General features: G+C 67.7%; 22 protein-coding genes. 1 reads left to right on the forward strand and 21 read right to left on the reverse strand.

The features are described from left to right. The 18 genes from JF52_RS0113190 to JF52_RS0113275 form a co-directional block, all read right to left on the reverse strand. Nucleotides 1–1,578: a Rieske 2Fe-2S domain-containing protein gene (locus JF52_RS0113190; protein ID WP_033107075.1), complete on the reverse strand. Its 1,578-nt coding sequence runs from the start codon at nucleotides 1,576–1,578 to the stop codon at nucleotides 1–3. 93 nt (nucleotides 1,579–1,671) lie between these two features. Beyond that, a complete protein-coding gene (locus JF52_RS0113195; RefSeq protein ID WP_052167041.1) occupies nucleotides 1,672–3,774 on the reverse strand; it encodes a molybdopterin oxidoreductase family protein in 2,103 nt (700 codons plus the stop codon). After that, nucleotides 3,771–5,393, reverse strand: coding sequence for an FAD-dependent oxidoreductase (locus tag JF52_RS0113200; RefSeq protein WP_033107076.1), 1,623 nt, complete (start codon nucleotides 5,391–5,393; stop codon nucleotides 3,771–3,773). The genes JF52_RS0113195 and JF52_RS0113200 overlap by 4 nt, the downstream gene beginning before the upstream one ends. Nucleotides 5,394–5,395: 2 nt before the next feature. Further along, complete coding sequence (locus JF52_RS0113205) at nucleotides 5,396–6,784, reverse strand: MFS transporter (RefSeq protein WP_235272463.1); 1,389 nt, start codon at nucleotides 6,782–6,784, stop codon at nucleotides 5,396–5,398. 197 nt (nucleotides 6,785–6,981) lie between these two features. After that, complete coding sequence (locus tag JF52_RS0113210; protein WP_033107078.1) at nucleotides 6,982–10,236, reverse strand: DEAD/DEAH box helicase; 3,255 nt, start codon at nucleotides 10,234–10,236, stop codon at nucleotides 6,982–6,984. Nucleotides 10,237–10,301: 65 nt separating this feature from the next. Then, the gene (gene nusB / locus JF52_RS0113215; protein WP_033107079.1) at nucleotides 10,302–10,712 is read right to left on the reverse strand and encodes a transcription antitermination factor NusB; all 411 of its coding nucleotides are present in this window, start codon (nucleotides 10,710–10,712) and stop codon (nucleotides 10,302–10,304) included. A gap of 3 nt (nucleotides 10,713–10,715) precedes the next feature. Beyond that, on the reverse strand, nucleotides 10,716–11,276 hold the full coding sequence (efp, locus tag JF52_RS0113220) for an elongation factor P (RefSeq protein ID WP_033107080.1): 561 nt from the start codon (nucleotides 11,274–11,276) through the stop codon (nucleotides 10,716–10,718). 95 nt (nucleotides 11,277–11,371) lie between these two features. Further along, nucleotides 11,372–11,809, reverse strand: coding sequence for a type II 3-dehydroquinate dehydratase (aroQ, locus tag JF52_RS0113225; protein ID WP_033107081.1), 438 nt, complete (start codon nucleotides 11,807–11,809; stop codon nucleotides 11,372–11,374). Beyond that, a complete protein-coding gene (gene aroB, locus JF52_RS0113230; protein ID WP_033107082.1) occupies nucleotides 11,806–12,894 on the reverse strand; it encodes a 3-dehydroquinate synthase in 1,089 nt (362 codons plus the stop codon). Before aroB ends, aroQ begins: the two co-directional genes overlap by 4 nt. Then, nucleotides 12,891–13,409 (reverse strand): shikimate kinase, encoded by a 519-nt coding sequence (locus tag JF52_RS0113235; protein ID WP_033107083.1) that lies wholly within the window; start codon nucleotides 13,407–13,409, stop codon nucleotides 12,891–12,893. The genes aroB and JF52_RS0113235 overlap by 4 nt, the downstream gene beginning before the upstream one ends. Further along, nucleotides 13,396–14,625 carry a chorismate synthase gene (gene aroC, locus JF52_RS0113240; protein WP_033107084.1) on the reverse strand — a complete coding sequence of 410 codons (1,230 nt, stop codon included), beginning with the start codon at nucleotides 14,623–14,625 and terminating at the stop codon, nucleotides 13,396–13,398. Before aroC ends, JF52_RS0113235 begins: the two co-directional genes overlap by 14 nt. Before the next feature lie 57 nt (nucleotides 14,626–14,682). Continuing rightward, complete coding sequence (locus tag JF52_RS0113245) at nucleotides 14,683–15,507, reverse strand: shikimate dehydrogenase (protein WP_033107085.1); 825 nt, start codon at nucleotides 15,505–15,507, stop codon at nucleotides 14,683–14,685. Nucleotides 15,508–15,511: 4 nt separating this feature from the next. Continuing rightward, nucleotides 15,512–16,987 (reverse strand): endolytic transglycosylase MltG, encoded by a 1,476-nt coding sequence (mltG, locus tag JF52_RS0113250; protein WP_084595860.1) that lies wholly within the window; start codon nucleotides 16,985–16,987, stop codon nucleotides 15,512–15,514. Between the two features lie 2 nt (nucleotides 16,988–16,989). Continuing rightward, nucleotides 16,990–17,463: a Holliday junction resolvase RuvX gene (gene ruvX / locus JF52_RS0113255; protein WP_033107086.1), complete on the reverse strand. Its 474-nt coding sequence runs from the start codon at nucleotides 17,461–17,463 to the stop codon at nucleotides 16,990–16,992. Further along, nucleotides 17,460–20,120: an alanine--tRNA ligase gene (gene alaS / locus JF52_RS0113260; protein ID WP_033107087.1), complete on the reverse strand. Its 2,661-nt coding sequence runs from the start codon at nucleotides 20,118–20,120 to the stop codon at nucleotides 17,460–17,462. The genes ruvX and alaS overlap by 4 nt, the downstream gene beginning before the upstream one ends. 74 nt (nucleotides 20,121–20,194) lie before the next feature. Beyond that, entirely contained in the window at nucleotides 20,195–20,398 is a 204-nt protein-coding gene (locus JF52_RS0113265) for a hypothetical protein (RefSeq protein WP_033107088.1), read from the reverse strand. Between the two features lie 125 nt (nucleotides 20,399–20,523). Further along, nucleotides 20,524–21,153, reverse strand: coding sequence for a 30S ribosomal protein S4 (rpsD, locus tag JF52_RS0113270; RefSeq protein ID WP_033107089.1), 630 nt, complete (start codon nucleotides 21,151–21,153; stop codon nucleotides 20,524–20,526). Nucleotides 21,154–21,345: 192 nt separating this feature from the next. Then, on the reverse strand, nucleotides 21,346–22,674 hold the full coding sequence (locus JF52_RS0113275) for a replication-associated recombination protein A (RefSeq protein WP_084595861.1): 1,329 nt from the start codon (nucleotides 22,672–22,674) through the stop codon (nucleotides 21,346–21,348). Between the two features lie 85 nt (nucleotides 22,675–22,759). Here JF52_RS0113275 and JF52_RS16600 point away from each other — a divergent pair, with 85 nt between their 5' ends. Then, nucleotides 22,760–23,044 (forward strand): hypothetical protein, encoded by a 285-nt coding sequence (locus JF52_RS16600; RefSeq protein ID WP_052167042.1) that lies wholly within the window; start codon nucleotides 22,760–22,762, stop codon nucleotides 23,042–23,044. Between the two features lie 103 nt (nucleotides 23,045–23,147). Here the strand turns inward: JF52_RS16600 and JF52_RS0113285 are convergent, their stop codons facing one another. Genes JF52_RS0113285 through cobA form a run of 3 tightly spaced genes read right to left on the reverse strand, consistent with a single transcriptional unit; the run spans nucleotide 23,148 to nucleotide 26,211 of the window. Then, nucleotides 23,148–23,828, reverse strand: a complete 681-nt coding sequence (locus JF52_RS0113285) for a sirohydrochlorin chelatase (protein WP_033107090.1) — start codon at nucleotides 23,826–23,828, stop codon at nucleotides 23,148–23,150. Then, nucleotides 23,825–24,958 (reverse strand): uroporphyrinogen-III synthase, encoded by a 1,134-nt coding sequence (locus JF52_RS0113290; RefSeq protein ID WP_033107091.1) that lies wholly within the window; start codon nucleotides 24,956–24,958, stop codon nucleotides 23,825–23,827. Before JF52_RS0113290 ends, JF52_RS0113285 begins: the two co-directional genes overlap by 4 nt. Further along, a complete protein-coding gene (gene cobA / locus JF52_RS0113295; protein ID WP_033107092.1) occupies nucleotides 24,955–26,211 on the reverse strand; it encodes a uroporphyrinogen-III C-methyltransferase in 1,257 nt (418 codons plus the stop codon). Before cobA ends, JF52_RS0113290 begins: the two co-directional genes overlap by 4 nt. Nucleotide 26,212 lies beyond the last annotated feature (1 nt).

The following is a 26,212-nucleotide window of genomic DNA, read 5'->3' on the forward strand; positions in this document are numbered from 1 at the left end:
TCAGGCGCCCAGGCGCAACGCCGCGTCGGTGACTTCGTCGACCTTCGTGGCGCGGATCGGATGACCGGTGGTGGTCAGGCACTTGCCGGTCTTCAGGTCCCACTTCCAGTCGTGCATGCTGCAGGTGAGCACGCCCTCGTCATCGACCTTGCCGGTCTTGGTGAGGTCGGCTCGAAGGTGCGGGCAGCGGCGCTGGACGACCCAGTCGCCGACTTCAGCATCCTCGGTCTGATCTGTCTGCTCGGAGTACCAGTTCTCGACGTACTCGATGCGATCCACTGACAGGCACTTGAGGAACGTCGTGAGGAACTCGTTGAACTTGCCGCTGCGGCCGACATGGAACTGCATCGACAGGAAGATCGAGTTCGACCAGTCGATCTCGTGATCGCGGATGTTGGTGGAGACCAGATCGGCGGGGATCGTGTACCAGTAGATGCACTCCTCCCCCGCGTACTCGCGGACCTTGGCCCGCGGGAAGTCGACCACCATGTCCAGATCGCCGATGCGGAACCGCACGCAGCCGCCGACGCCGAGGCGGATGGTGCGCGACTTCTTCAGCAGCGGTTCCCACCACGCCTTGAGGGTCGCGAGCATCTCGTCCGGCGCGATGACGCCCGCACGGGAGGCCTCCTCGTCGCGGATCTCCTGCTGGCGGCTCGCGCGCTGCGACTCGAGGTACTCCCACTTCTCATCGAACACGTGGGCGATCTCGGCATCCGTGTACAACGTCTGCGTGATCGTCATGTCGGCGTGATCGAGTTCGACGACCGTCCCGGGCACGAAGAGCTGCCCGTCGTACTGCGGCGCCTGCTCCTTCAGATGCGCGATGAACTGCTTCTGGTCCGTGAAGATCGAGTCGTCATCGAGTCCGAAGCCGTTGTACTTGAACAGCTCGTCGCGCAGGAACATCGGCGGACCGGCCATCGGGAACACATGAGGCGCATCGACCTTCTCGATGTAGAACATCGCCCGCTTGTTCTGCGCATCGCGCTTGAGGCGCGCGAAGTTCTGCTTCGCGTCCTGCGGCAGGTCGTAGACCATGGGCCACCAGATCGCTCCTGAGGTCTGCGTGAAGTACGCATCGGGCTTGCCGAAGCTGAGGAGCTTCTCGAGGTCGAGCGGGTGCGAATCGTTCTGGTTGAGCACGGATGCCGTGCCGTCGTCGACGCTGAGCGACGAGTCGCCGATCGGGCCGTCGCTGGGGGCACGCAGCGGCGTGATCATGATCTTCAGCTCACCGCGTTCGATGACCTCACCTGCCGGCGCATAGGTGATGTTCTCGTACCCGAGCGCGCGGATGTCCTTCTCGAGATCGTCGATCGGATAGTCAGGCAGCAGCACCTCGATGTCCTTGCGGATGTACCGCTCGAGAAGCGCGGGATCGAAGTGATCGCGATGGCGATGCGAGATGTACAGGAAGTCCGCCTCGCGTCCCAGCTTCTCCCAGTCGAGACCGCGGTTGTCGGGGAACGGGAACCAGGAGCCGTAGAACGAAGGGCCCATCACCGGGTCGCAGATGATGTTTCCGCCGACCGTCTCGATGAACATTCCGGCGTGGCCGAGCCCCGTGATCCGCATTGCGCTCCTTCTGAGATTGACCTCACGATTGTACCCGGGGGCCACTGAGCGCGCAGTGCGACCGGGCAGGGCGGGACGATCTCGCTGGTGGGCTCAGCGGACCGCGGCCGCACGCACCTGCACGATCGCCGTCTTGAACTCCGGCATCGCCGAGACGGGGTCGGTGGCATCGCTCGTCAGCAGGTTCGCACTGTGGGCGCCGGCGAAGTGGAACGGCAGGAACACTGTATCCGGCCGGATGGAGACACTCGTCGCGACCTTCGCCGTCACGGTACCGCGGCTGTTCTCGAGCGTGGCCCGGTCTCCGTCGCCGAGTCCGCGGTCAGCCGCGGTGGATGGATGCATCGTCACTTCGAGAGCATCGCGCGCGGCCATCAGCTCCGGCACCCGCCGCGTCTGCGCACCGGACTGGTAGTGCTCGAGCAGACGTCCGGTGATGAGCGTGAGTTCTGATCCGGTCGCCGCACTCTCGAGGCGGACGCCGACTGACACCGGCACGATCCGGGCTCGGCCGTCGGGATGCCGGTACCCGCCGAGCAGCGGGCGCGGTGTGCCCTCGCTTCCGCTCGGGTACGGCCAGTACGCCTCGGTGTCATCGTCGAGAAGTTCATGGCTGAGCCCGGAATAGTCGGCGACACCACCCGCGGAGGCGCGCGCCAGCTCGTCGAACACCAGGGCCGGATCGACGTCGAAGCGACCCGGCGCATCCAGCCGACGGGCGAGCTCGGCGAAGATCCACAGCTCGCTGCGCACGCCGCCGGGCGGATCGACCGCACGCCTGCGACGGATCACCCGGCCCTCGAGGTTCGTCATCGTGCCCTCCTCCTCCGCCCACTGCGTGACCGGCAGGACGATGTCCGCCATCGCCGCGGTCTCGGAGAGGAAGAAGTCGCAGACCACGAGAAGATCCAGGCGTGCGAGCCGATCGCGCACGGCGCCCGCATCGGGTGCGGAGATGACGGGATTGGACCCGTGCACCAGCAGTGCGCGGATCCCATCCGGCTCGTCGATCGAGGCCAGCAGCTGCACGGCAGGCAGACCAGGACCGGGCAGGTCCTCTGCCTGTACTCCCCATATCGCAGCGACATGGGCTCGTGCGACCGGATCCGTGATCTTGCGGTACCCGGGCAGTTGATCGCACTTCTGACCGTGCTCGCGGCCGCCCTGCCCGTTGCCCTGCCCGGTGAGCGTGCCGTAGCCGCTGCCCTGTCGCGTGGGAAGTCCGAGGATCAACGCCAGGTTGATGGCGGCGGTCGCTGTATCGGTGCCGTTCGAATGCTGCTCGACACCGCGCCCAGTGAGGATGAAGGTCTCCTCCCCTTCCGACAGGCGCCGCGCCACATCTCTCAGCACGGCGACAGGCACGCCGGTCACCTGCTGCACGCGGGCCGGCCACCATGCGGCGACGCTGCGGCGCAGGTCATCGAATCCCAGGGTGTGCTCCTCGATCGCTGTGGCGTCGTACAGCCGTTCCACGATCACGATGTGGGTGAGGCCGAGCAGCAGCTCGAGGTCGCTCCCCGGCGCAGGCGCCAGGTGTGTCCCCTGCCCTTCTTCGGTCAGTCTCGCCGTCGCACTGCGACGCGGATCGACCACGATGAGGCCGCCGGCCTCACGGACGCCGGCGAGGTGCGAAAGGAAAGGCGGCATGGTCTCTGCGACGTTCGAACCGAGCAGCAGCACGGTCTTCGCCGCGTCCAGGTCGGTGAGCGGGAACGGCAGTCCGCGGTCGATGCCGAACGCGCGGTTCGCGGCTGCGGCGGCGGACGACATGCAGAAGCGTCCGTTGTAGTCGATGCGCGATGTACCGAGCGCGATACGCGCGAACTTGCCCAGCTGATAGGCCTTCTCGTTCGTGAGACCGCCTCCCCCGAACACGCCGACGCTGTCCCGTCCGTGCTGGCCCTGCAGTGCACGAATGCGCCGAGCGAGAATGTCGAGCGCCACTGACCACTCCGTCGGCACGAGCTCACCGTGCGCGTCACGGACAAGAGGTGTGCGGATGCGGTCGTCCGAGTCGAGCAGCGTCGAAGAGGTCCAGCCCTTCCTGCACAGACCGCCGCGGTTGGTCGGGAAGGAACGGCCGGTGACCGTCAGGGAAGGCTCATCGATCGCGGCGTCCAGGGCTCTGGGCGTGAGCGTCATCGCGCACTGCAGAGCGCAGTACGGACAATGCGTGTGCGTATCGACACTCATGCCGGTGCGACCTGCGCGGAAGAGGTGAATCGCTCGATGAGTTCGACCAGGCGTGGCTTGCATCCGCCGCAACCGGTGCCCGCACGAGTGTCGCGTCCCAGGCAGGCCACGGTGTCATTGCCCCTGGCCACAGAGTCCCCGATCGCCTCCACGTTCACGCCGTTGCACAGGCACACCGTCGTCTCGGGAGCGAACGCGTCTGAACGTGCGATTGCGCTGTCGTCCGCACCGTCCATCCGCAGCAGCAGCGAACGATCGGCCGGCAGTTCCCCTCGTCGGTCGTACAGCAGCGTCAGCTCGGCCGCTGTGCGGGGCATCCCGACGCTCGCGAAGGCTTGGAGAACACCGCCGCTGGTGACCAGCTTGAGATAGCGGCCGTGCTGAGGATCGGCCCACTGCGCGACGTGACGCAGTGGCGCAGAGTCGTCGGGCGGCGATGCATCCCAGATGTCGACGTCGACGTCACCCACTGCCGCGACATCCACCCTGTCCGCCTTCAACATGACGACGCAATCCCGCTCCGCCGGTGGCGCCGCGGGAAGAGCAGCACAGGCGGATTCAGCCACGAGGCGACGGGCGAGCCACTCGGCCTGCCGCCATCCGGGACCGATCAGTCCGGAAGGCGCACCGGGCAGGCGCGTCAGTGCATTCGTCTCAACCGTGCGCTCCACGACGTGCGCGCAGTCGCCGATCGCGAAGACATCGTCGTCGCTCCAGGAACGCAGCTGTTCGTCGACCACGATCCCTGCCGCCGTGCGGATACCCGCTGCGGTCGCGAGCTCAGCTCGGGCTCCGACTCCGCACGACAGCACCAGCAGGTCGCCGCGAACGTAGTTGCCGTCTGCCGTGACCAGCGCGTCGAATGCCGGCTCCCCGTCGTCGCCCGTGCGGAAGCCGACAGATTCGGCACGGCTGTGCGCGTACACCTCGACGCCCGCCTCCCGCAGTGCGCGCGAGAGCACGATGCCAGCGCCTCGGTCGAGACTGCGGGGCATGGGCGTCGCCCCGTGATGCACCACCGCGACCTCTGCGTCCGCACCGGCCGCCAGCAGAGCGAACTCCAGCCCGAGCACACCGGCGCCCAGCACGACCAGTCGCGCCCCTTCGCTCACTGCCGCACGAACACGCTCGGCGTCTGCGAGATCTCGCAGCACCGTCACCCCGTTCGGAAGCACGGGATCCGCGCCGATGACGCTGGCACCCGATCTGGCCAGCGAGTCGACGTCGAAGGCAGGCCGGTGGATACCGGTCAGCGTGGGTATGTTGGCGCGCGCGCCGGTCGCGAGCACCAGTCGGTCGTAGGCCACCCGCTCACCGTTCGAGAGCTCTATCTGCTTGATCGTCCTGTCCACGCTGACTGCCCTGGTGCCGAGGCGCACGTCGACCCCCGCCCGCATGCTCTCCTGCGGATCGTGCAGGGTGATGCCCGCGGCATCCGCTCTGTCGACCGCCAGTTCGGCGACGAGAACACGGTTGTACGGCGCATCCGACTCAGCCCCGATCACGGTGAGAGCCATCGAACCGGTCTTGACCGCAGGAAGCAGTTCCTCGCACAGCCGCGCGCCGACGGGGCCGAACCCGACGATCACGACTCGGAGCGGTGGAGCGCCTTCCGACACGTTCAGATCCGCCGTCCGTCGAGCGAGGCCCGTGGCACGGCGTATGCGAGGGCTGTGATGATGAGGAGTACGAGGTAGGCGATGCCGAACCCGACGAACGCGGCCTGGTACCCGCCCGAGGCGAGCTGCGAAGCGTTCAGCACCTGGGGCACGACGAAGCCGCCGTACGCTCCGATCCCGGCGATGAGTCCGAGTGCTGCTGCGGCACGACGCGCCACCATCGCAGCGTCGCCCTCTCGTCGCGCGATCGCCCTTGCGGAGAAGACGATGGGGATCATCCGGTACGTCGAGCCGTTCCCCACTCCGGTGGCGGCGAACAGCACCAGGAAGCAGACGAGGAAGAGCCAGAACTGCTCGAGCGCGAGCACACCGAGAATGCCGAATGCGCCGACGGCCATCACGGCGAAGGCCGCGATGGTCACCCGGGCGCCGCCGAAACGGTCGGCCAGACGCCCGCCCAGCGGTCGGAAGACGGAGCCGACGAGCGCGCCGAGGAACGCCAGGGACACGACGGCGGCGCCGACATGCAGACTTGAGAACTCGGGAAACTCATCCACGATCAGCTTCGGGAAGACGCTGGAGAATCCGATGAACGATCCGAAGGTGCCGATGTACAACAGTGAGAGCAGCCACAGGTGCGGTTCTCGCAACGCCGCTGCCGATCCCGCGAAATCGGCCTTCGCCGAGGACAGGTTGTCCATGTACCGCCAGGCACCCCAGGCAGCGAACAGGATGAAGGGCACCCACATCCAACCGGCCAGTGGCAGACCGAGACCGATCCCTGCACCGATCGAGACGACGACCGGCACGAAGAACTGTGCCACCGAAGTGCCGAGGTTGCCGCCCGCGGCGTTGAGGCCGAGAGCCCAGCCCTTCTCCCGCTGAGGGAAGAAGTACGTGATGTTCGCCATGGAGCTGGCGAAGTTGCCCCCGCCGAAGCCTGCGAGCCCGGCGATCACCAGCATCAACCAGAACGGCGTCTCAGGGTTGCCGACCGCGACCGCCAGCAATGACGCTGGGATCAGCAGCAGCACAGCGGAGACGATCGTCCAGTTGCGTCCGCCGAAGCGCGGCACCATGAACGTGTACGGAAAGCGCAGCGTCGCGCCGACGAGGCTCGGCACTGAGAGCAGCCAGAACGTCTCCGCGCTGGTGAAGGTGAAGCCCGCAGCAGGCAGCAGCACGACGACGACGCTCCACAGCTGCCAGACGATGAAGCCGAGGAACTCCGCGTATATCGACCAGCCGAGGTTGCGTCGTGCGATTCGGCGGCCCTCGGTGCGCCAGAACTCGGAGTTCTCGGCGTCGAACCCGTCGACCCACCGTCCCGGCCGGCGAGTGAGCACGACCGGACGTGCGTGCTGATCCTGTGTTGCTGCGACGGACGAGATGACCACGGCTGACCCCCTGATGCGCGCGGGTCCGAGACTTCCGGACGGTACGGCATCGACGATAGGAGGACGCTGTTTCGGGAGATCGCGGGATTCGTTTCCGGCGCGTCACTTCTGCGTCACCTGCGCGGATGGGCTCCGTGAGGCGCGTGTCATGTCGTCGTAACACGCGCTGCGCCGGCACCCGCACGCAGCCCTCAGCTCTCGAACAGTCCCCTGATGTCGTCGGCGGTGAGCGACTGGGCGAACATCTCCTCGTCGTCCATGACCGCCGTGAACAGGCGCGCCTTGCGCTCCTGGAGGGCGAGGACCTTCTCCTCGATCGTTCCGGAGGAGATCATCCGGTACACCATGACCGGGTTCTGCTGACCGATGCGGTGCGTACGGTCCACCGCCTGCGCTTCGGCGGCCGGGTTCCACCATGGATCCAGCAGGAATACGTAATCGGCTTCGGTGAGGGTGAGGCCGAATCCGCCCGCCTTCAGGCTGATGAGGAACACGGGCTGCTCGCCTGCGCGGAAGGCGTCGATGACCTGGGGCCGCCTGGTCGTCGATCCGTCCAGGTACGCATACGCGATGCCGGCGTGATCGAGCCGCGCTGCCGCCTCCTTGAGGAACGAGGTGAACTGGCTGAACACGAGTGCGCGGTGGCCTTCTGCCTGCAGCTCCTGTACATGCTCGAGAAGTGCATCCAGCTTGCGGGAGCCGATCTTCGCGTCCGCGGGGTCGACGAGTCCGGGTGACAGGCTCAGCAGACGGAGCATCGTGAGCGAGCGGAACACGATGAAGCGATTGCGGTCGAGATCCTCCAGCAGACCCAGCACCTTCTGCCGCTCGCGCTGCAGCACCACGTCGTACAGGGCCCTGTGCGACGGGCTGAGCTCGACGTGCAGCTGCTGCTCCTGCTTCTCTGGAAGGTCTGCGGCCACCAGCTGCTTGGTCCGGCGCAGCATGAGCGGACGGATGCGGCGGCGGAGCCGTTCCAGGCGCCGCTGCCGGTACTCGCCGCCCTCCTCGTTCTCCGGAACCTTGCCCTTCTCGATGGGCTGCACGTAGTCCTCGCCGAACTTCCTGGCCGACGCGAACAGGCCGGGAGCCGCGAGCTTCAACAGCGCCCAGAGATCGGTGAGGCTGTTCTCCATCGGGGTGCCGCTCACGGCGTACACGACATCGGCCTTCAGCGCCGCGACGGCGCGGTGCTGCTTCGTCTTGGGGTTCTTCACGAACTGCGCCTCGTCGAGGATGAGGCCGGCCCATCGGGTCTCAGCGAATTCCTTCTCGTCAAGACGCACCAGGGTGTACGAGGTGATGACGAGGTCGGCGCCGTGGGCAGCATCCGTCATCACTTCACGTTTGACGCTGCTGCTGTCGATCACGCGCACGCGCAGGCCGGGAGCGAATCGCGCGGCTTCGCTCTGCCAGGAGCCGAGCACGGACGTGGGGGCGACGACGAGGAACGGCCGCTTCTCCCCCGCCTCCTTCGCGTGCAGCACGAGCGAGAGCAGCTGGATGGTCTTGCCGAGTCCCATGTCGTCGGCGAGGATGCCGCCCAGGCGATGCGTCCACAGGAATGCGAGCCAATCGAATCCGGTCCTCTGGTACGGCCGCAGCTCGGCCACGAGCCCCGCGGGCACGGGTGTCGACGGCACCTCGGTCGCCTGACGCAGTCCCTCGGCTGTGGCACGCCAGCTCACAGCGGGGAGCGCTTCGTCCGCGAGGTCTTCGAACTCCTGCCACAGATCGGTCTGGTAGCGGCTGATGCGCGGGCCGGTCTCCCATTCCTGCAGCTCTGAGGCCTCGTCGATCAGCTCACGGAGCCGGTCGAGCGCGGGGTGATTGAGAGACAGATAACTGCCGTCGACGAGCAGCAGCTTGCGCCTGCCCTTCGCCATCGCCGTGAACAACGGAGTGAACGGGATGGTGCGCCCGTCGATCTTCACGAGCACCCCGAGATCGAACCAGTCGGCGTCGACGGTCTCCACGGTCGAGACGGTGATCTCCGGGATGCCGGTGATCTCCTGGTAGTCCTTGCGCGTGCCGTTCTCGATGATGCTGACGCCCTGAGCCTGGAAGGCGGGAACGACGTGCGCGACGAACTCGGCGGCGTCGATGTCGTGCAGCGTCGCGGATGCCGTGAAGACCGAGTCGGAGAGCTGCTGCCAGATCTGCTCGATCTCGCTCTGACGCTCCCGTTCGGCGGGCGCGTCGCGCACGGCATCCGCTGTCGGCGAGAGCGGGAATCTTCCGTGGCCCTTGTACGTCCATTCGAATGCGTAGTCGATCGTGTCGCCGCTGCGGAACGTCACGACCAGAGTCGGCTGCGGCAACGGCACAGCGGGCAGCTTCACCGCGCCGACGGTACGGATCGGCGCGCGTCTCGCCAGCGCAGGGTACGCCTCACGCAGGAACGCCGCTTCGTCGGCCTTGGTGACGGTGATCGCGCCCTGCGCCTTCAGGAGCGTGTGGACGGGGTCGCTGAGCTCGACCTCGGCCAGCGTGAGGGCGATGCGGCTGCCGATCGACTCGGCCGTGTAGATCCCCGAGTGTCCGATGGCCCGCACGGACGCAGTCGGAACCACCCGCTCGTCGAGGATGACCTCCGCGCCGATGCTGAGCGCGCCGTCGTCGTTCCGCGTGAACTCCGCCGCGACGGACGCCGCCTCGCCGAGCGCCACGGTCGTGCTCTTCCGTGTCGACACCAGAGGGATGCCGAGTCCGGGTGCCTGGCGAAGATGGCCCCACAGCAGCGAGGATTCGATCAGATCCATCGAGAGCCAGTCCCCCGCGGTGCCCGACAGCAGGGAGTCGCGTGAGAGGCTCAGCAGGTCGGCGAACCAGCGCACGCGCTCGCGACCGAACTGAGCAGCCGAGCGGCGCACCGAGTCCCATGACACATCGCCCTGGATCCAGGAACCGGTCGCCGCGCTGCGCATGAGCGGACGGATGCCGAGCAGCAGTTCGCCTGTTCCCTTGGCGAGGTCGCGCGGGGTGGCGGGGCGCACCGGTCGCGGCGACCAGTGGTGCGCTCCACCGGCCGCCCGCTGGCGCAGTTCCACTCCGAGCGCGATGTCCGTCGAGCCGTCGGCAGAGGCGGAGGGAACGAGGGCACGCCAGGCGGCGGGTCTCGGCCGGTCGTCGACGACCGCCGGCGACTGCAGGGCATCGTCATTGTTCACGAGGAGCGTCGCGACGATGTGCTTGCAGCCCTGCGCCACCGGGCACGAGCAGAATGCCGATGCCACGGCGGCGGTCACACCCCTTGCGGAGAAGCGGACCGAGCAGCGGTACGCGTGGCCGGCCGACCCCGCCACGACCGATGTCAGTACTCGCTCGGCATCGTCCCACGCGGTGCGTGTCACCATGCCCGAACGCTGATACGACAGACCGCGGCGGTACCCGCCGTCGTCCGTCAGAGCACGGATGACAGCGGGATCGACGTACGGCGCTGGCATACCGGCATCCTCTCGTCGAGCATCGACGCTGCACTCCCAGGATGCGCGTGCGCGCATCCATCGGGTCAGCCGGCTCGGGCCACCCTCGCGAGTACGCCGTGCACGAATGCGCCGGAGTCGTCGGTCGAGAACTCCTTGGCGAGCTCAACCGCCTCATCGATTGCGACCGCGGTCGGCACCTGCTCGTTGTGCAGGATCTCCCACACGCCGATGCGCAGCAGGGCGCGGTCGACGGCGGGCATCCGCTCGATCTTCCAGTCACGGCTGTGCGTCACGATGTGCTCGTCGATCTCGTCGCGGTGATCGACGATGCCGTCGACGATCTCGCGCGCGTACAGCCAGGAGGCCTCGCGAGCGGGTTCGCCGGCGGCGCGCTTGGCTTCTGCGGCGAGAGCGACAGCGAGGTCGTCTCCACGGACGTCCGAGGAGAAGAGGATGTCGAGTGCGCGCTTGCGCGCCTTCGTCCGAGCGCCCACGCCTTACTTCTCGCGACCGAGGTACTCACCCGTGCGGGTGTCGACCTTGATCTTCGTTCCGGTCTCGATGAACAGCGGCACCTGCATCTCGTACCCGGTCTCCACCGTCGCAGGCTTCGTGCCTGCCGAGGAACGGTCGCCCTGCAGGCCGGGCTCGGAGTACGTCACCTCGAGCGTGACAGATGCGGGGAGGTCGATGTAGAGCGGATTGCCGTTGTTCAGGGCGATCGTGACCTGCTGGTTCTCCAGCAGGAAGTTCTTCGCGTCGCCGACCGTGGCCGCACCGACGGTGATCTGGTCGTAGTCGGTCGTGTCCATGAACACGAAGCCGTCGCCGTCCGCGTACAGGTAGGTGAAGTCACGGCGATCGACGTTCTCGATCTCGATCTTCGCGCCGGCGTTGTACGTGCGGTCCACGGTCTTTCCCGAGACGACGTTCTTCAGCTTGGTGCGCACGAACGCGCCGCCCTTGCCAGGCTTGACGTGCTGGAACTCTATGACGTTCCAGAGCTGTCCGTCGATGCTGAGGACGACGCCGTTCTTGATGTCTGCGGTGGATGCCATGCGCTGAGAGTTCCGTTTCCGTTGGTGAGGGGCCGGTCTTCACCGTTTCGGGTTTCACCCTGTCCGGGTTCGATGAGTGCGGCCGACAGTCGATTCTACGGGATGAGCGCCGTGAGCTGACGTACAGCGTTCGCGTAGCCGTCCACGCCCTCCCCGATCACGCGCACTGCTGCGACATCCTCGAGGTAGGAGAAGTGCCGGAACTCCTCACGCGCGTGCACGTCTGAGACGTGCACCTCGGCGAACGGCAGGAACACGCCGGTGAGCGCGTCGCGCAGAGCGACGGAGGTGTGCGTGAGCCCGCCGGGATTGATCACGATCGCGGCGCAATCCTCACGGGCCGCGTGGATCGCGTCGATCAGCACGCCCTCATGGTTGCTCTGGATGCTGCGCACCTCGAACCCCGCCTCTGCCGCGGCATCGCGCGTGATCCGCTCGACGTCCGCGAGGGTTGCGGAACCGTACACCTCCGGTTCGCGGGTGCCCAGCAGATTGAGGTTCGGTCCGTTGACGAGCAGGATGCGGCGGCTCATGCCCCGACCTCCTGGTAGGCGGCGAAGAGCAGCGATTCGTCCGGCGCCTGCAGCACTGTGGGCTTGGCGATGTCGTCGAGAACGATGAAGCGCAGCATCCCGCCTCTGCTCTTCTTGTCGCGCTGCATGGTCGCCAGCAACGTTTTCCAAGCACCGGCGCGGTAGGTCGTCGGCAGGCCGAGGGACTCCAGCACGGTGCGATGGCGGTCGGCGACGTCATCGGAGAGCCGGCCGGCGAGCCGGGAGATCTCGGCCGCGAACAGCATCCCGACCGAGATCGCCGCGCCGTGGCGCCAGCGGTACCGCTCGGCGTGCTCGATCGCGTGGCCGAGGGTGTGGCCGTAGTTGAGGATCTCGCGCTGACCGGCCTCGCGGAAGTCATCAGACACGACCTGCGCCTTCATGTCGATCGCGAGTTCGATCGTACGACGGAACTCTTCGGTCGTCGTGTCGACGGCACGGGAGGGGTCGGCCTCGATGATGTCGAGGATCTCCGGCGACCAGATGAAGCCGGCTTTGACCACTTCGGCGAACCCTGCCGTGGCCTCGTGGGTGCTGAGGCTGCTCAACTCGTCGAGGTCGCCGATGACGGCGCGCGGTGCCCAGAAGGCGCCGACGAGGTTCTTGCCCTCTGCGGTGTTGACGCCGGTCTTGCCGCCGACCGAGGCGTCGACGAGGCCGAGCACAGTGGTCGGCACCTGCACGATCTGCACGCCGCGCAGCCACGTGGCCGCGACGAAGCCGGCGAGGTCGGTCACGGACCCACCGCCGTATCCGACGACGGCATCGGTGCGCGTGAAGTCGGACTGGCCCATGATCTGCCAGCAGAACGCGGCGACCTCGATGCGCTTGCCCTGCTCGGCATCAGGCACCTCGGCCAGCAGCACCTCACGGGGCCCGTCGGCGGTGTCGGCGAGCAGACGGTCGCGCAGTTCCGCGGCGCGCTCTGCGAGCGTGGGCGGATGCACCACGAGGATCTTCCGCACCGTTGGATCGAGGGCCGCGGACACCCTGTCGAGGATGCCGCGTCCGACCGTGATGTCGTAGGATGCCTGTCCGCTCACGCTGATCGTGGTCGTGCTCATGCCTGTTCTCTCCTCCATGCCGCGATCTCTTCGGCGATGCGCTGCATCGGCCGATGAGAGGTGTCGAAGGTCACATCGGCGACCTCCTCATACCAGCCGCGGCGTTGCTCGTAGATCTGATTCCAACGCTCAAGGGGGTCGTCGTCGCCCGCGAGGAGCGGCCGTCCGCCGGTGCGGATGCGATCGACCACGGCCTCCGGCGACACCGCCAGGAAGACGACCGGATGCCGATGCAGGAGCTCGCGCGTCGCCGATGAGCTGACCGCACCACCGCCGACGGAGATCACTCCCCCGTCTCGGAGCGCCGTGGCGACGGCCAGCTGCTCGAGTTCGCGGAAGTGGGATTCGCCCCGTGACTCGAAGAGTTCCGGGATCGGGCCGTGCTCGGCGGCGATCCGCTTGTCGGTGTCGATGAATCTCACGCCGAGGCGCTTGGCCACCTGCCGTCCGACGCTGGTCTTGCCGGCGCCCATCGGACCGACGAGCACGACGATCAGCCGCTCAGACGTGATCATCGTATGCGATTAGGGCCGCCTCCGAGGCGGGCGCGGTGCGCAACTCTGCCGGGATCGCGTCGAGGTAGCTCTGCAGGTTGCGGGCCGTCTCGCGGACACTGTCTCCGCCGAACTTCTCCAGCACGGCGTTCGCGAGCTCGACGGCGACCATCGCCTCGGCGACGACACCCGCCGCGGGCACCGCGCACACGTCGGAGCGCTGGTGATGGGCTGTCGCGGTCTCGCCGGTGGCGACGTCGATCGTGCGCAGCGAGCGCGGCACCGTCGCGATCGGCTTCATCCCCGCTCGCACGCGCAGAACGGTGCCAGTGGACATGCCGCCCTCAGTGCCGCCTGCGCGGTCGGATCCTCGGGTGATGCCCGCATCGGCGGAGAAGAGCTCATCGTGGGCGGCGGAGCCGCGCCGACGCGTGGTCTCGAAACCGTCGCCGACTTCTACGCCCTTGATGGCCTGAATGCTCATGAGAGCCTGGGCGAGACGTGCGTCGAGACGGCGATCCCAGTGAACGTGCGAGCCGAGTCCAGGCGGTAGGCCGTAGGCGAGCACCTCGACGATGCCACCCAGCGTGTCGCCGTCCTTGCGGGCATCATCGACTTCCGCGACCATGGCGGCCGAGGTGTCGGCGTCGAAGCATCGCAGCGGATCGGCATCGAGCGCGTCGACGTCATCGGGTGTCGGAAGTGCAGCGCCGTCCGGTACCCGCACCGGGCCGATGGACAGCGTGTGGCTGACGAGACGGATGCCGAGCGCACCGAGGAACGACCTGGCCACGGCGCCGAGGGCGACACGTGCCGCGGTCTCGCGTGCGCTCGCGCGCTCGAGGATCGGGCGTGCCTCATCGAAGTCGTACTTCTGCATGCCGACGAGGTCGGCGTGTCCAGGGCGGGGCCGAGTGAGCGGCGCTGAACGGCCGCGCGACTTGTCGGTGATCTCGATGGGCTCGGGGTTCATGACCTCGATCCACTTCGGCCACTCGGTGTTGCCGATGCGCAGGGCGATCGGGCTGCCGAGAGACCTGCCGTGCCGAACACCACCCGAGATGGTGAGCTCGTCCTGCTCGAACTTCATGCGTGATCCGCGCCCATAGCCGAGTTTACGGCGGGCGAGATCCTGCTGGATCGCCTCGGATGAGACCGGGACGCCGGACGGCAGCCCTTCCATGACGGCAATGAGTTCGGGGCCGTGCGATTCGCCGGCCGTGAGCACGCGGAGCATTGCTCCAGTCTCCCATGAGCGGGGACCCTGTTCTTCCCGCATGTCGCGGAGATCCGGTCAGGACGGTGCCGGTTCCCTCAGCGCAGTGCGCATGGCGGCCAGCACGGTTGCTTCATCGTCGAGCTCGTCGACCGGATCGCCGTGTACGAAGACGCGCACCTGCCGCACGGCCTGGTGCAGCAGCATGCCCACCCCGGAGATGACGTGCTCAGTGGCCCAGGCCTCGGCCAGAGCGGACGGCCACGGCGCGTAGGCGACGTCGAGCAGTATGCCTCCGTGCTCGGCGAAAGCTGCCGTACGCTCGAGCACGGCTCCGCCGGGAAGCGTGGCGACCGTGACGTCCACGGGACCGATCTGATCGGCGAAGCCGCTCACCGTCACCTCGACACCGAGCCGCTCGCCCAGAGCACGAAGTGTCTGGGTACGTTCCGGACGTCGCGCGCGGACGTCGATGCGGTGTGCCCCCATCTCCGCCACCGCGACCAGCGCCGAAGCCGCCGTCGCACCAGCGCCGAGGATGCGCGCACGCGCGGCGCCGGTGACCTCGTTCTCGGCGAACGCGTCGATGATGCCGCCGACATCCGTGTTGAAGCCCGAAGGCGCTGCGTTGAGAAGCAGAGTGTTCACCGCGCCGGTGAGTTCGGCGTGACGGTCGTGCGTCTGCGCCGCGCGAAACGCCTGTTCCTTGAGCGGCATGGTGAGGGAGAGCCCTCGCCAGGAATCGTCCAATCCGCGCAGCGCGGCGGAGAAGCCGTCGGCGTCGACCTCCCGGCGACCGTACTCCCAATCCAGACCGAGCACTCGGATCGCCGCACCGTGCAGAGTCGGCGACTTGCTGTGAGCGATCGGATCGCCCCACACCGCCAGGAGACGGGTGGTCATCGTTTCAGCATCCCTGGTCGGGATTCGCACGACACCATGCCTGCCACGTCTCGATGGCGGCCTGATGCTCTTCGTACGTGCTCGTGAACACCGTCTCGCCGGTCTGGAGGTTGATCGTGACGAAGTAGAGCCACGGACCGTCGGCAGGATTCAACGCGGCTTTGATCGCAGCGTCGTTCGGATTCGCGATCGGACCGGCCGGCAGCCCTTCGTACACGTAGGTGTTCCAAGGGTTGTCGTTGTTCTGCGCCTCGGATGATGTGCTCACCACGCCCTCGTGGAGCTCTCCGTAGCCGTACTGCGCCGTCGAATCCATCTGCAGCTTCATCCCGTCATCCAGGCGGTTCTGGATGACGCGCGAGACCTTGGCGAAGTCGTCGGTACGGCCCTCGCGCTGGATGATGGATGCGATCGTCAGGACGCGCTGCTCGTCGCCGGCCGGCACGCCGGCCGCGGTGAGCGATTCACGTGTGCGATCGACCATGCGCTGGATCACCTGGGTGGCCGTGGCTTCGGGATCGAACGTGTACACGGCGGGGAACAACCAGCCTTCGAGGCTCTCGGACGCGACCCCGTAGGCGCCGGGATCGGCGACGGCCGCCTGCAGGTCTTCGAGAGGGATGCCGATGCTCTCGGTGATCACGGGGAGCGAAGACTCCAGAGTGCTGCCTTCAGCGATGCCGACGGAGTTCTCGAGCTTGTTCGCCTCGTCCTGGAGAGCGGTCAGCGCAGCCTCGGCGGTCATCTTCTGCTGCAGCTTGTACACACCGGGGTAGAACGTCACCGCGACGTTCTCCTTGACGAGATAGTCGTAGAAGACACTCTCCGTCTTGGTCACGCCCGCCTCGTACAAGGCGGTCGACACAGGAGAACCGGTATCGCCATCTTGGATGGTGACCAGTGCCTCGCCGGACGCGATGCCCGCTTCGTAGTCATCCGGCTCGCCCCAGCCCATGACCTCGCTGATCTTGTCGCCGTAGGTGTTCCAGGCCCATGCGCCACCGGCCACCGCACCGCCGATGAGGGCGAGCACGATGATGAGGGCGACGAGACAGCCGGTGCGCCGTTTCTTCCTGCGTGGTGCGCTGCCGTTGGAATCGTCGTGTTCGGCCGCGAAGAGATCGTCGAGGGATGCCGCCGCCGACGCGGTCACCGGACGCGTCGCCGGATCAGCGGCAGTGTCGAAAAGCGACTCGTTCTCGGCCGCATCATCCGCTGTCGAGGCCGCGGCCTCGTTCGGCTGAGCGACCTCGTGGTTCGTGGCTGCGGACCGGACCCGCTCGGACGGTGTCGTCTCGGACTGCGCGGCCTCGCGCAGCGCGCGGCGCGAGCCGGGTGCCGGTAGCGGCTGGTCGGCGGCGGGAACCTGGTGTCCCGGCGCGGGGAGCTTCGAGAACAGGTCGTCGGAAAGCGAGTTCGACCCGCGTTCGGGACTCTCGCGTTCGGGACTCTCGCGTTCGGGACTCTCGCGTTCGGGCATGCTCAAGTGGGCTCCTCGTCGGTTGGAACCACGGAACCGGCCGGGTTACCGGTGCTCTTCTCCGTGTCGATCGCGTGCTGCAGAAGCACCACTGCCGCGACCTGATCGACAATGCTACGAGAGTTTCGCTGAGTTCTGCCAGAAGAGCGCAGAGCGGCGTGCGCTGTGACCGTGCTGAGTCGCTCGTCCATCATGCGCACCGGCACCGCGGTGAGGCGCTGCAGAGCGGCCGCGAACTCACGTGCATCCGCAGTGGAAGGCGTGTCAGCACCCTGCATGTTCACCGGAAGACCGACGACGAACTCCAGCGGTTCGTACTCCGCGGCGATCTCGGCGATGCGGGCAAGGGACTGCTCCGATCGCTGCACGGTCTCCACCGGCACGGCGAGCATGCCGTCAGGGTCGCAGCGCGCCACGCCCACCCGCGCCTTGCCGACATCGATGCCGAGCCGCACTCCGCGGCGAAATCCGCTCACGCGCCGCGCAGCTCCTGCGTCACGGCGTCCAGCGCCGCGCCCAATGCCGTGGCATCCGTTCCGCCGCCCTGTGCGACATCATCGCGTCCGCCGCCGCCGCCCCCGAGCACACCGGCCGCGCGCTTCGCGAGCGCACCAGCCTTCGCGCCCGCCGCACGTGCGGAATCGTTGGTGGCGACCACGACGACCGGACGTCCGGCTGCGACGCCGCCGAGTGCCACGACCGCGGCATCCGAGCCGAGGCGCTCACGGACGCTGAGCGCCAGCGTGCGCACGTCGTCCGCCGATGCGACGTCGCCGAGCGACACCGCCGCGACGCGATATGCGCCGACGCGCTCCGCCGCCTCCGCGATCGCGGGCACCTGCCCCTCGCGCTGCTTCGCCTCGAACTGCGCGATCCGCTTCTCGGCCGTCTTCAGGTTCGCGGCGATCTCGGCGATCCGCTCCGGCAGCTGCTCGCGCGGCGTCTTGAGAGCGCTCGTGAGCTGCGACACGATCGCACGCTCTGCAGCGAGCTCGCGGAATGCGTCCTGACCGACCAATGCCTCGATACGTCGGTTGGAGGCGCCGACCGACGACTCGCCCACGACGCTGACAAGTCCGATCTCCGCGCTGGTGTTCACGTGGGTGCCCGCGCAGAGCTCCCGCGACCACGGGCCGCCGATGTCGACCATCCGCACGACGTCGCCGTACTTCTCGCCGAACAGCGCCATGGCGCCGGCTTCCTTCGCCTCATCGAGCGACACGATGCGCGTCGTCACCTCGAGGGCGTCCTGGACGGCGCGGTTGGTGATCTCCTCGATATCGGTGCGTGCGTCCACGGAGAGCGCCTGCGACCACGAGAAGTCGAAGCGCATGTAACCCGCGCGGTTGAGCGATCCGGCCTGGGTGGCGGTCGGACCGAGCGTGTCGCGCAGCGCGGCGTGCACGAGGTGCGTCGCCGAGTGCGCCTGACGGGCTGCTCGGCGGTTCGCCGCGTCCACGACGGTCGTCGCGCGATCATCGAGTGCGACGCTGCCGCTGACCACCTGCACGGTATGGCTGATGAGGCCGGCGACCGGCTTCTGCACGTCGAGCACGTCGAGCTCGAACCCGGCGCCGACGATCGTTCCCTTGTCGGCGACCTGACCGCCTGACTCGGCGTACAGCGTCGTCTCGGCGAGGATGATCTCGGCGACCTGGCCCTCGCCGGCGGATGCTACTGGTTGGCCGTCGACGAGGATGCCGAGCACGCGCGACTCGATGTCGAGATCGGTGTATCCGGCGAATCCGGTCTCGCCGAGGGCGCGGAAGTCGCGGTAGACCGAGACGTCGGCGAGCTGGCGCTTGCGGCTCTTCGCATCGGCCTTCGCACGTGTGCGCTGCTCCTGCATCAGCGTGTCGAAGGCCGTGCGATCGACGTTGAGGCCCGCCTCCTCTGCGATCTCGAGCGTGAGATCGATCGGGAAGCCGTAGGTGTCGTGCAGCAGGAAAGCCTCAGGCCCGGCAAGAGTCTGCTTGCCTGCCTTCTTGGTGTCGGCGAGTGCGAGGTCGAGGATCGTGGATCCCTGCGCGAGCGTGCGCAGGAACGTCTCCTCCTCGGCGACGGCCAGGCCGGAGAGCCTGGTCCAGTCGGTCTCGAGAACCGGGTATGCGGACTTCATCGCGTCTCGGGAGGTGGCGAACAGTTCGGGGAAGACAGGTGCGTCCACGCCGAGCAGCCGCATGGCGCGCACCGTGCGGCGCATGAGCCGGCGCAGCACGTAGCCACGGCCCTCGTTCGAGGGTTTCACGCCGTCGGAGAGCAGCATGAGCGACGATCGCACGTGATCCGCGATCACGCGGAAGCGGACGTCGTCCTCATGGACGGCCCCGTAGCGCTTGCCGGACAGCTCGACGGCGCGGTCGAGCACAGGACGGATCTGGTCCGTCTCGTACATGTTCGCCACGCCCTGCTTGAGGAAGGCGACACGCTCCAGGCCCATGCCCGTATCGATGTTCTTCTTCGGCAGCGGACCCGCGATATCGAAGTCGACCTGGGAGCGCACGTCGCTGAGCAGCTCCTGCATGAAGACGAGATTCCACAGCTCCATGTATCGGTTGTCGTCCGCCGCCGGACCGCCGTCGCGCCCGAACTCCGCGCCGCGATCGAAGAAGATCTCCGAGTCGGGGCCGCCGGGACCGGGCTGGCCCGTGTGCCAGTAGTTGTCGGCACGTCCGAGGCGCTGAATCCGCTCCTCCGGAAGCCCGATCACGCGCCGCCAGATGTCTGCGGCTTCGTCATCGGTCTCGTAGACGGTGACCCAGAAGTCCTTCTCCTGGAACCCGAGTCCGCCATCGGCCTCGCTCGTGGTCAGGAGCTCCCACGCGTACGTGATCGCTCCCTCCTTGAAGTAGTCGCCGAACGACCAGTTGCCGAGCATCTGGAAGAACGTGCCGTGACGCACCGTCTTGCCGACCTCTTCGATGTCGTTGGTACGAATGCACTTCTGCACATCGGCTGCACGCGAGTACGGCGCAGGCACGACTCCGGTCAGATACGGGATGAACGGCACCATGCCGGCGATCGTGAACATCACCGTCGGGTCGTCGCTCACGAGCGACGCAGAGGGCACGATCGTGTGCTCGTTCTTCTCGAAGTAGCTGAGATAGCGCTGCGCGATGTCCGCAGTTTTCATAGGGGTACGGCTGTCCTTCAGTGAGGAGGATGAGCATCGCGACGGCCGCGATGCACAATGCTGGGGATCAGTGCTCAGTGATCAGTGCTCGGAGGAGCGACGGGCTCGACCAGGCGAGCCTCCTGCGCTCGATAGGCGTCGCTGAGAACCGTCGTGAAGCCGTTGATCCTGGCGTCGACCTCGGCGAGGATGTCGTGACCGCGAGGATCCTTGTTCATGAAGTGGGCGGCGACGAATCCGCCGATCACACCGATCAGGAACCACAGGAACGTCTTCATGTCGTCTTCCTTGCCTTGGGCCGCGAGGCGCGGTCTCTCCATCGTATGCGGAAACGACAGAGGGCGTCGGGATGAATCCCGACGCCCTCTGCGGAAATGGTTCGCGTCTCAGCGAGCCGTATGACTCAGCGAGCCGCGTAGTACTCGACGACGAGCTGCACTTCACAGGTCACGGGGACCTCGGCGCGCTTCGGACGACGCAGCAGACGCGCGTGGAGCTTGTCGAGCTCGACCTCGAGGTAGCCGGGAACGGGGGGAAGCACCTCTGCGTGACCGCCGGCTGCTGCCACCTGGAAGGGCTCGGTGCCCTCGCTCTTGGCCTTGACGTGGATGAGCTGACCCGGCTTCACGCGGAACGACGGGCGGTCGACGAGCTGGCCGTCGACGAGGATGTGACGGTGCACGACGAGCTGGCGAGCCTGCGCGGTGGTGCGGGCGAAACCGGCACGCAGCACGAGCGCGTCGAGACGCATCTCGAGCAGCTCGACCAGGTTCTCACCGGTCAGGCCGTCGTGGCGGCGAGCCTCGTTGAACGTGTTGCGCATCTGCTTCTCGCGGATGCCGTACTGCTCGCGCAGACGCTGCTTCTCGCGCAGACGGACGGCGTAGTCGCTGTCGGTCTTGCGCTTGGTGCGGCCGTGCTCGCCCGGAGCGTAGGGACGCTTCTCGAGGTAGCGGGCGGCCTTCGGTGTGAGTGCCACGCCGAGGGCGCGGGACAGGCGGACCTTGCGGCGGTCCTGGGACTTCGTGACCACGAAGTTTTCCTTCCGATGACGTGGACGTGTCTTTCACGTCTCACGGACGTATCTCCGCCGTTCTGCCTTCGGGCGCACGCCGGGGCGCCGAGAAGGTGGGGTGTGAACGAGGGGATGCCCGAAAACTGTGTTTCGAGCCGCTCAAGTCTAACAGACTGTGATCCGCGCCCGCGGCCGGCTGGACGAGCGACGTCAGCGATCACCGAGGATGCGACGGATGCGTTCGAGCCTGGCCGACACGTCGCGCTCGGCTCCGAGCTGCTTGGGCTCGTAATAGCGACGGCCGACGAGTTCGTCCGGCAGGTACTGCTGCGGCACGATGCCGTACTCGTTGTCGTGCGGGAAGACATAGCCCTTGCCATGGCCGAGGCGCTTGGCGCCCGCATAGTGCGCGTCGCGAAGGTGCGCGGGAACGCGGCCGAAATTGCCGGCACGGACATCCGCGATCGCCGCGTTGATGCCGTTGTACGAGGCGTTCGACTTCGCCGTGGTCGCGAGATACACGGTCGCCTCTGCGAGGGGGATGCGTCCCTCCGGCATACCGATGAACGCCACCGCATCGGCGGCAGCTGTGGCGATGACCAGTCCTTGCGGGTCTGCCAGCCCGATGTCCTCGGATGCCGAGATCACCAGGCGCCGTGCGATGAAGCGCGGGTCCTCCCCCGCCTCGATCATGCGTGCGAGGTAGTGCAGCGCCGCATCGACGTCCGAGCCGCGGATCGACTTGATGAACGCGCTGATCACGTCGTAGTGCTCGTCGCCCTGCCGGTCGTAGCGCAGCAGTGCGCGGTCGACGGCCTGAGCCACATCGTCGGCCGTGATCGCCGTCTCGGTGTCGTCTGCGGTATGCGACATCGCGACGGCGGCAGCGGCTTCGAGGCCGGTGAGTGCGCGTCGCGCGTCGCCGGACGCCAGCCGCACCAGCGCCGACCGGGCGGCCTCGTCGATCGCGACGGTGCCGTTCAGCCCGCGCGCGTCGGAGATCGCACGATCGATCAGCATCGCGATGTCGTCGTCGGTGAGGGGCTGAAGCGTGAGCAGCAGCGACCTCGACAGCAGCGGTGAGATCACCGAGAACGACGGGTTCTCGGTCGTCGCGGCGATCAGGATCACCCAGCCGTTCTCGACACCCGGCAGCAGCGCGTCCTGCTGCGCCTTCGTGAATCGGTGGATCTCATCGAGGAACAGGATCGTCGTCTGCCCGTACAGATCGCGCTGGGTGATCGCCTCCTGCATCACCTCGCGCACGTCTTTCACGCCGGCGGTGATGGCCGACAGTTCGACGAAGCGTCGGCCGGAGGAGCGTGCGATGGCCTGTGCGAGCGTGGTCTTCCCCGTGCCTGGCGGGCCCCAGAGGATGATCGACACCGCCCCTGGCGACGTCGCCTCCGGGTCTGCCAGCGCGACGATCGGCGATCCGGCGCGCAGCAGATGCTGCTGGCCGGCCACCTCGGCGAGCGAGACGGGTCGCATCCGCACCGCAAGGGGTGTCTGTCCCGAGAGCAGAGGCGCAGATGTCATCCGTCCAGGCTAATGCGCGGCGCCGACAAAGCTCCCCACGATAGGCTCGCAGACGGCGCTCAGGCGAGGCGTCGAAGGAGGATCCATGGCCGGTCGCGGACCGAAGAACGCTCAGCGCTCACGAACCGAATCGGAGCGCGCACGTCTGTATGCCGCCCGTACGGCCTGGCACGACGCCCAGATCAGAAGGCGGACGCGCGATAACCTGATCGCCGGGATCGTCGGCGGGTTGCTCGTGGTGGGCGCGATCGCGAGCCAGTCCGTGCACGCAGCGGTGTTCGCTCCCGAGCCCGAACCCACCGAGACCTCCACGCCCGGTCCGATAGAGAACCCCTTCTCGGGACTCTTCGCCGACACTGCTGCCCAATAGCGGGATCTCACACGCGCGGTCCCGTCGGCACCGTCTGACCGAACGCACCAGCGCGCCCCGGTGAGTCCGGAGCTCACCGGGGCGTACTGCTGCCGGCACGCCGTCAGCGGGTGGCGTGGAAGCGGTCTGCGACGACCCTGGCGATGCGCCGATCGGGCGCGAGGGGCGTGCTGACGACATCCGCACCTGCGGCCGAGACGAGCCCGGCGAAGAAACCCGGCGCCAGCACATGACTGGCTGCGATCACACGAGCGGCGCCGCTCAGGCGCGCATCCGCGACAGCATCCGTGATGCGGGGAGCGGATGCCGATGCGTATCCGACGGTGACGGGAACGGGAAGCATCGTCCGCACCGCGGCTGCGACCGTTTCCACATCGATCAGTGCCGATGGGTTGCTCGATCCCGCAGCGGCGAGCACGACATGGTCCCCCGGCAGCCATCCGCCGGGCAGCGCCGTAGCCAGACGATCCACGAGGACGTCCGCGATGAGCGGATGCGTACCGAGCGGTTCCGACTGCCGGGCGCCGGCATGCCTGTCGACGGCTCGCGAGATGTCGACGGCGGTGTGGTACCCGACTGACAGCAGCAACGGCACGACGATCACGTCGTCCCGTCGTGCCTCATGGTCGATCACCTCATCGATCTGCGGCTGCTCCACGTCGACCACAGCCGCGACGACCCTCACCTCCGGCAGCAGCGCCCTGACGTCGTCGATCAGGCTGCGGACCGCATCCTGCCCGGCCAGGTCGTTCGTTCCGTGCGAGCAGGCGATCAAGGTGGTCACGCTGGGTCCTCCACAGCGAGGCGGTAGCCCCTCTTCACGACGGTGCGGATGACGTCCACGTCTCCGAGCGCCTCCCGAACGCGTGCGACAGCCATCTCGACGGCATGCGCATTGCCTCCTGTGCGCGGCAGCGCGACGGCGATCTCCTCCCGCGACAGCACACGGCCGCCCGCGTCGAAGAGGGCGCCGAGCAGGCCAGCGCCGGCGCGGGAGAGCGCGATGAACTCGCCGTCGATCACGACCCCGCCACTGCGCATCGACACACTGCCCGCTGATGTCATCAGCGCCGGTGCGCCTCCCCCGCCGCCGAAGTAGCCGATCACACAGCGCGCGAGGGAGCCGAGCCGGCCGCGATCGGCGATCGTCTCGCGGAGCCCGTGCTCGCGCAACGGCGCCGCGGTGATCGGTCCGACCGCAGCGAGCAGCAGCCTGCCGGATGCCGCTCGGTGCCGGATGCCGTCCAGCGCCTTCAGTCGTCTGGCAGCGCGGATCCATTCCGCGGCGCCAGGTGCCGAGGTGAACAGCACCGCATCGACCTCGCCTCCTGCGGCGTGGGCGACCGAGCGTTCCACGAGATGCGGATCGGCCGGCGGACCCCAGCGATACACAGTGAGGCTCTCGACCTCCGCCCCTGCGACCTCGAGCAGGTTGTCCAGTCCGTCGGATCCTGCGCCATGATGCTGCACCGCGATGCGCTTTCCGGTGAGAGAGGAGGAGAGCAGGTACTCCCCTACTTCGGCGGCCGTCTCCGACTCGGCCACCCAGTCCGCGACGAACCCGGCCTGCTGGATGGCTCCGTTCGCTTTGGGTCCCCTGGCGACGAACTGCGAGCCGCGCAGCGCATCGGTCAGCGCTTCGGCGAGATCATGTTCATGTGCGGCGTCCATCCAGCCGCGGAAGCCCACTCCGGTGGTGACGACCACGATGTCCGGTGGACGCTCGACGAGATCACGCGTGCGGCGGATGAGTTCTTCGTCGTCGGCGTTGGGCACGATGCTCAGAGCGGGAGCGCGGCAGACCACAGCGCCCCGCCGCTCCAGCGCGCTCGCCAGATCGCCCGCTCGACGATCTGCGGCGACGACGATCGTGCAGCCCGCGAGCGCGGCATCCAGAATGCTGCGGGAGCTCACCGATGCGACTCCCGTGTTCGGACGGATTCCGGCATGAGCAGGCCGGCCCTGGCGACATCGCCGAACACGATCACTGCCGGGTTCTGCACGCCGACCGCGGCGGCACGTGCGACGACGTCACCGAGAGTGCTGCGGGTCGTGCGCTGGCGCGGGGTGTGACCGTTCTCGATGATCGCGACCGGAAGCTCGTCGCTGATCCCGTGCTCGAGCGCCGTTCGCACGACTTCCGGGAGCGCCGCGACGCCCATGAGCATCGCGGTCGTCACTTCGGGGTCTGCGAGCGCGTGGAGGGTGGTGGCCGACACGTCGCCCTGGCCGTTCACGACATGCAGGGCGGATGCTGTGCCCCGGTGCGTCACCGGGATCCCGGCGGCCTGCGGCACCGACAGCGCGCTGGAGACGCCGGGAGTGACCTCGACGGGGATACCCGCCTGTTGACAGGCGATGATCTCTTCGCCGCCTCGGCCGTACACGAACGGATCGCCGCCCTTGAGGCGGACGACGCGCTTGCCTGCCGCGGCGTGTTCGACCAGCAGTGCGTTGATCTCATCCTGCGGCACAGGGTGGTGGTGCGGGCGTTTGCCGACGTCGATCACGTGCACTTCTGGATCGAGCTCGGCGATCACCGCATCCGTCGGCCCGAGACGGTCGGCGATGACGACATCGGCTTCGGCGAGCAGTCGCCGTGCGCGCACCGTCATGAGATCGATGGGACCGGGTCCGCCGCCGACGAGGTCGACGCGGCCGGTGCCCCCCGTGCGTCGCCTGCGCAGCGGCAGGCGACCGGATTCCAGCATCCCCTCGATCGCGTTGCGCACTCCGGCCGCACGACGAGGATCGACGCCCACTTCGCTCGACACGCCGACGACCACGTCACCTGACGTGGCCTGCGCAGTCATCCGTGCGCTGCCGTGCGCACCGTCGGACGCGTTGATGCAGAAGATCCGCCGCTGCTCGCAGAGTGCGGCGACCTCTCGGTCGACGGTGACGTCGCCGGTCGCGCAGTGCGCGAGCCATGCCTCGTCGAGGTCTTCCGCGATGAAGCGGCGCGGAACCCATTCGACCTCGTCCGCGCCTGCTTGCTCCCGATGCGAGGCGACCAGGGCGTGCAGCTGCGGCGCGAGCGCGGGTGCCACGATGCGCACCAGCGCTCCATCGGCGAGGAATCGCCCGAGGCGTCGAGCGGAGACGGCTCCACCGCCGACGAGCACGACGCGGCGTCCGGTCAGCGACAGCCCGAGCATCGTGGTCATC

The sequence above is a fragment of the Microbacterium profundi genome, from assembly GCF_000763375.1.
Lineage (GTDB): Bacteria > Actinomycetota > Actinomycetes > Actinomycetales > Microbacteriaceae > Microbacterium > Microbacterium profundi.